The sequence below is a fragment of the Morganella sp. EGD-HP17 genome, assembly GCF_000512315.2.
Lineage (GTDB): Bacteria > Pseudomonadota > Gammaproteobacteria > Enterobacterales > Enterobacteriaceae > Morganella > Morganella morganii.
In genome coordinates, this window is sequence record NZ_AZRH01000035.1 from 1 (window position 1) to 5,872 (window position 5,872).

The 5,872-nt window shown below is 30.3% G+C and carries 5 protein-coding genes; 2 read left to right on the forward strand and 3 right to left on the reverse strand.

All coding sequences use genetic code 11. From position 1 onward, the window contains the following. Positions 1 to 295: 295 nt before the first annotated feature. Positions 296 to 1,078 (forward strand): hypothetical protein, encoded by a 783-nt coding sequence (locus X965_RS18270; RefSeq protein WP_156341093.1) that lies wholly within the window; start codon positions 296 to 298, stop codon positions 1,076 to 1,078. A 46-nt stretch (positions 1,079 to 1,124) separates the two neighbouring features. On the opposite strand, the gene X965_RS18275 is transcribed toward X965_RS18270, so the two are convergent. After that, the gene (locus X965_RS18275) at positions 1,125 to 2,123 is read right to left on the reverse strand and encodes a hypothetical protein (RefSeq protein ID WP_036419646.1); all 999 of its coding nucleotides are present in this window, start codon (positions 2,121 to 2,123) and stop codon (positions 1,125 to 1,127) included. A gap of 348 nt (positions 2,124 to 2,471) precedes the next feature. Here X965_RS18275 and X965_RS18280 point away from each other — a divergent pair, with 348 nt between their 5' ends. Further along, positions 2,472 to 3,026, forward strand: a complete 555-nt coding sequence (locus tag X965_RS18280; protein WP_036419647.1) for a recombinase family protein — start codon at positions 2,472 to 2,474, stop codon at positions 3,024 to 3,026. 633 nt (positions 3,027 to 3,659) lie between these two features. Here X965_RS18280 and X965_RS18285 read toward each other — a convergent pair. Both X965_RS18285 and X965_RS19440 read right to left on the reverse strand, forming a co-directional pair. Next, positions 3,660 to 5,099 carry a type III restriction enzyme, res subunit gene (locus X965_RS18285; RefSeq protein ID WP_036419649.1) on the reverse strand — a complete coding sequence of 480 codons (1,440 nt, stop codon included), beginning with the start codon at positions 5,097 to 5,099 and terminating at the stop codon, positions 3,660 to 3,662. A gap of 364 nt (positions 5,100 to 5,463) precedes the next feature. After that, the gene (locus X965_RS19440; RefSeq protein WP_156341094.1) at positions 5,464 to 5,625 is read right to left on the reverse strand and encodes a hypothetical protein; all 162 of its coding nucleotides are present in this window, start codon (positions 5,623 to 5,625) and stop codon (positions 5,464 to 5,466) included. Positions 5,626 to 5,872: the final 247 nt, after the last annotated feature.

Genomic DNA, 5,872 nt, shown 5'->3' on the forward strand with positions numbered 1-5,872 from the left:
CTAGCACGAGAGGTAGACTGATGATCAGTTTTACCTATTGATTACCATAGTATTGATAGAGATTGATAGATTATAGCGATCAATTTATTGTAATTGATCGTTTTTAACGATCGTTATATTGGTTTTATTGATAGATGATGGTATTATCTATGCTAACTAATGAATGTATATGAGATAGTATCTTCATATAATAATGAGGAAATAATTTTGTGAAAATTACACTTAGTTATGGATGAATATTTCTGTTTAATGATATATAAAATAATAATCTTCATAGTCAGATTGGATGCATATAATGAATACATTTATATTAATAATGTCTGTTTTTCTGCTTTTTTATATAGGAAAAAAAATATCTATTTGGTGTACAAGTAAAGGAATTGTTGGTGCTAAAAAATTTTTTACTATGCTACTCTTTAGCTTTTCATTTTTAAGTTTGATTTTATTATCTATAGATAGATCTGATGGAGTGAAAAATAAAAACCTCAATGAAAAATATTCAGGTAAGATTGTCATCCCTGGAGTGATATCTTTTAATTGGAGCCCTCATCATAAAGATTATGAAAATGAGTCCTATTATAGCATGAATGAAATTAATGAAATTATTAGGAATGATCTAAATGAAGATAAAGATTTAACAATAAAAATATTAAATGAAATAAACACATATAGTGATGAATCAGATAGAACTCTGGCTAAGTCGAATTATATAAACTATGGAGTAAGTATGAAAGAGTATTTATCTGCCATAGAAGGAACTAATTGCAGAGATGATTTTAAATATGAAGAGAACCTGTATAGAAATGCATATAATTCACATTTTGAAATAGCATTAAGTGATATTCCAAAGTCAATGTATAAGTTAGAGTTACACAAAAGAGATTTAGCTAACTTTAATTTTAATAAAAATCATAGAGAAATACAAAATAAATTCAATATTTGTATATTTAAAGTAATACCAAAGATAGCCCACCTCTCGCGTCCAAAGGCAAAACCCTTGTATATTAAAAAAGCAATACTACCTAACCGCTTAAAATGCATGCGTGAAAATAATCAAAATATCGACCTTTGTTATTAATTAAAAGGGGGGAACCCCCTTTTAATTAAATAAAAAATTACTTTCATTATCTTAATTCATTATTCTTATATTTGACAACTTTTTTATTAGGCCTTACCTTGTGATTGGAAAATGAAGATTCGACTTTATTTATAATCTCATCTATTTTCTTACGAATACTATTCGTAGTTACTGTCTTTCTTGATTTTATTGAAAGAATACTTTTGACTAACATTTCTTTATCTTTATCACTATGGCACAAGTAAAGCAAATAATCTAAATTTTCAATTTTTATAAAGCTATCATATTCTTTTTTCAGAGCTTCATATGATTCATTGATTGCTGTTACTTCACTTGTTTCTTTTATATAATATTTTAACTTAGGAGTACCTAGTGAATAAATGTCAGAGCCACATGCTTCATTAAAGATAGCTCTTATGTTAGATAGTATACTAACTATAGTTTTTATTTGTTGTAATGGATAAATAGTCTTTAAAACACATAATTTGTCTGGAAACCACTTTTCTGAATGTGATTCATCATCTTTCTGTTTTTTTAAAACATCAATAAAAATATTCCAGTTTTTAGTTTTTTGTGCATTGAGTATAAAAGCTAAAATAATATTAGGTAACCCTGAATATAATTTTTCAGTCTCAGAAAGAAGGTTTGATAAATTACTTTGCAATAGATTGTATTCAGAGCTTACCTTTAAAAAATTATCTTTAAAAAATTCTAATTTTTTTAGACAATTGCTACGTTCTATTTCTGCATCAACTCTTTTCATTTCTTGAATAAAATTAGTATTTCCTCGGAAATATTTTTTTCCACAATCTCCACCGATCAAACCTTCTTTACCATCGTGAGTAATGCCAAGATAGCCTATATAGTGCTTTTTGTGGCATATTCCTCCGTGCTCATTTCTTACTTGACAAATGACTTTATCATCCAAGCGATAACTTCCAATAAGAGAATGAAAATTATTTACAGTAATTTCAGTATCGAAGGAAAATTTTGCACGAGATTCTATTTGCTGAATATTAAGAAATGCTTCTGATTTATCAGTCATCACTTTTCCTTTCAGTAAGGTCTGGATATAAAAACAAGCTGGTTAAATATACACCATGTTAGGCTTACAAGCAATCTCACACAAGCAAGGTCTGCTTATCATAGTTATTATGTTAAAAATCAATTAAATACATTCTTGGTATTCAAAAGTAAAGTGGTAGGCACTGATGCAACCTTATCGTGTATGTACTGAGGAATACCAATAAAGTATAGCTGGCATGAGTATTATTTGGCTATTCTCTAGTGATACCGTGGTATTAAGATGCTATTAGTATCATATAGATGTTGATATAATCTTAATGATACCGTATCATTTGGATCATTAAAATGATACTTGTGGTGGATATTTATGATTATTGGATATGCCAGGGTTTCAACACAGGAACAAAAATTAGATAGGCAATTGGCTGTGCTTGAACCCATATGCGATAAGGTGGTCACTGAAAAAAAATCTGCAAAATTAATTGCTGATAGACCTGAGCTATTAAATTTATTATCACATCTCCGTGCAGGAGATACCCTTGTTACGCAATCAATTGATAGACTTGCACGTAATACGAAAGAACTTTTAGATCTCATTGATAATCTTATCGATGAAGGAATCACAGTAAAATTTCTCGCTAATTCTATGGTGTTTGACAATAGCCCTCAATCACGTTTGATTTTGACTATGATGGGAGCAGCAGCAGAATTTGAAAGAGGAATGATTGCTGCTCGACGTAATGAAGGTATTGCGATTGCAAAAGCAGCAAAAAAATATAAAGGGAAACAAAAAAATATTGATCTACATAATAAAGTAATTTCAATGATTAAGCTGGGTAAAAATACACCAGATGAAATTGCTAAGCTATGTGATTGTGGACGAGCAACAGTTTTTCGTATAAAAAAAACAATGCAAAATTAACTTTCAATATAGAGCGAAATTAAATACTTTACCGATGTTTATCTTTATATATATATAAAACAAATGCTTCCACATGATCATTATTTCTATGTACTTGATTAGTTTTTAATAATGAACATCACGTTCAAGGACTCCCTGTACATTTTGTCGGGAACATCATCATGGAGGGGGATTTCTCGGATCGGGTTCGCTTCGCTCTGGATAGTACTGATATGGCTTTTCAGATAACTGAAACAGTAGATAATTCACTAAGTATGAAATGAATTATTCATAAAATAAGTACAAAATAATAATGAGTTATGTATTTTTTAACAGAACAAAAAACGCGATTGGTTCGCTCTGTCAGTGACCGGAGGGAACGCAGCAGTAGAACCGAATCCAACGAACAGTACTCGCTTGCGGGTACTGTTTAGTTGTTTATTATTATAATAATGGAATAGCGATTAAGTACCCACTGCGTGAGTACTCTCACTAACTGCCTAAATCAGTTCGCTTGCTTCGCCGCTACTGACTTCAGGCAGTTAACTCGCTTTCGTTCTGTGTTATGTCGGAAATTTATTGCCTTAAATTACTATAAGGTATTATTTTTCAGACATATTCTCTTTTAATGGTGTTTCTGACACATAAGATGGGCTATTTCTGTTTCTTTTGATTGGCTTTATTATACTTTTCGAACATTGCTTCCCTTTCCTCAGTGCTCAGATCTGTGTTGACAGTATTTTCAAGGAACGCTTTGAATGCACTCAGGCTAAGCTCCGGATTAGCTTTCGCCCAGCGTCTGAAACGTGTCGCTTTACTGTCATCAAGAGTAAAACGTTTTTTCTTGTTTACTGAGCCTTGCGGCCTCCCTTTCTGCCCATGTTCTTCATCATCAAACCCAAGATCTATGTATTCAGTATTGTTAGTAAGAAACTTTGCCTGCCATTCATCAAACACATAAACGGTTTGTATAGCTGTACTGTCAAAATCCCTTGATACTCCTCGGAGTACGAACTGATGCAAACTTTCATACTCTCTCGCGATATGAATTTCCTCGCCATCAAATCCAAAGAATAACTCACACTGCTTAGCTTCTACTTCAGAAGGCCTCATACAGGCAAGCCAGACGCATGTATCAACGTCTCTGTACTGATTGAACCCTCTGGCATCCGGACTTATTTCTGTGCCATTCTTGAGACTTAAGGAGTCGCTTTTGTTCTTTGCCCAGTAGAACTCTTGTCCGTTAAGCCTGACATCAAGAAATTCGTACATCTTTTTTACTTTCTCAGGGTTATTGCTCTTCCACGTTTTTGATAACTTTTTCTTTTTAGAAAAGTAATAGACTTTTAATCTATTTTCAAGTGCTGTACTACGTGTTAATAATCCATTAAGTTCTATACTTTCAAATAAATCTTTATATCCTTTATAAATCAATGAATTTTCAAAATTAGCTCCAAGGAAAGTAACTGATAACTCCTTATACTTATTGAGATCTTTCCAAGCAGTAATATTAAGTTGTTCCTTTTCTGATTCTATAAAGTAATCATTATTCATTATAAATATATCATTTTCGTTGAGTACTGATAACTTATTTAAAATACCCCTTAATACTTCCCCCTGAACTTCTGGGTTTCTTTTTGCAGAAATATACATATTCCGTTCATCTAATTCCTGCACGTTATATATTAATGAATTACGAATTACATTTTTTATATCTGCATTACTATCATTAATACTTTGATAAGAATGAAAATTAGTCACATCATCAATATAAATACTCCATCCGATTAATAATTGAACAGGTATTTTAAAAAATGTTTTATCTGTGATAAGTAATGTCAGTGAATCTGGTGCCTTCAAAAAATCAATAACTACACTGATCACACTATCATCTCTTGAAACATTATCAGTAATAATTACTCTACAATTTGGTATTTGAGCTGATGTTTGTTTAATTAGCTCCTGTGTATTTTGTACTAATATATATTTTCCAGTACTTCTCTTGATTATATCACATATAGTTGTTGTTTTCCCTGAACCACATGGTGCAGAGACATATTTAAGTTTGTTATAAATACATTCAGGGTTAGTCATTGGCATATCTCCATAGTAATTAATTTAGAAAGGTCATTCATTCCAGTGAATTGACCTTTTGTTACTTTTCAGGTAATTGAAGTTTTACTATTGAATAATAATGAAACTATTTTTTATTAATCTTAGAGGAATTGATTATTAACTTAATTAATTTTTAAAACAATTAGTTTCTTTCTTATTATTCTAAAAATATAGTTGTGTAAACTAATATAGTCGGTGCGATGTATATCACATGCTTTATAATGATTGCATTATTTTTAATGATCATTTTTCATAATCAAAGAACTATTATATTGTTGTTAATTACATCAATGCCGATCTCTATATTTGTGAGTTGGCTACAGTTTCATTATTGATTATTAAATTACTTCTTTTTATCATTCGGTGATTTATAATCTGGATTTACTTTGTACCCACCATACTTACTATCCCATCTTATTTTCCCGATTCTCATTAACTCCCTTCCTCTTTCTTGAACTATATCACTAATGGTATAGAGAGTTTTGTTTTTGTTTTTGTTTTTCATATTAATTTTCCTTGTATTGTAATTACATTCTATAGTAGAATTATTTTTTGATTTCAAAAAAAAAGTATATATTGAGACATATGACACTCCATATTAACCATGCTTTAAAATTTTATCTTCACTCATATTTTACCACATTTTTTAGATATTTCTCACAATAAACAAAAAAATATAAAATATTATTTCCGTGGCTAATTCGGGCTATTGTAAAACCTATCTGATTGATTATAATCATTAAACTTAATAA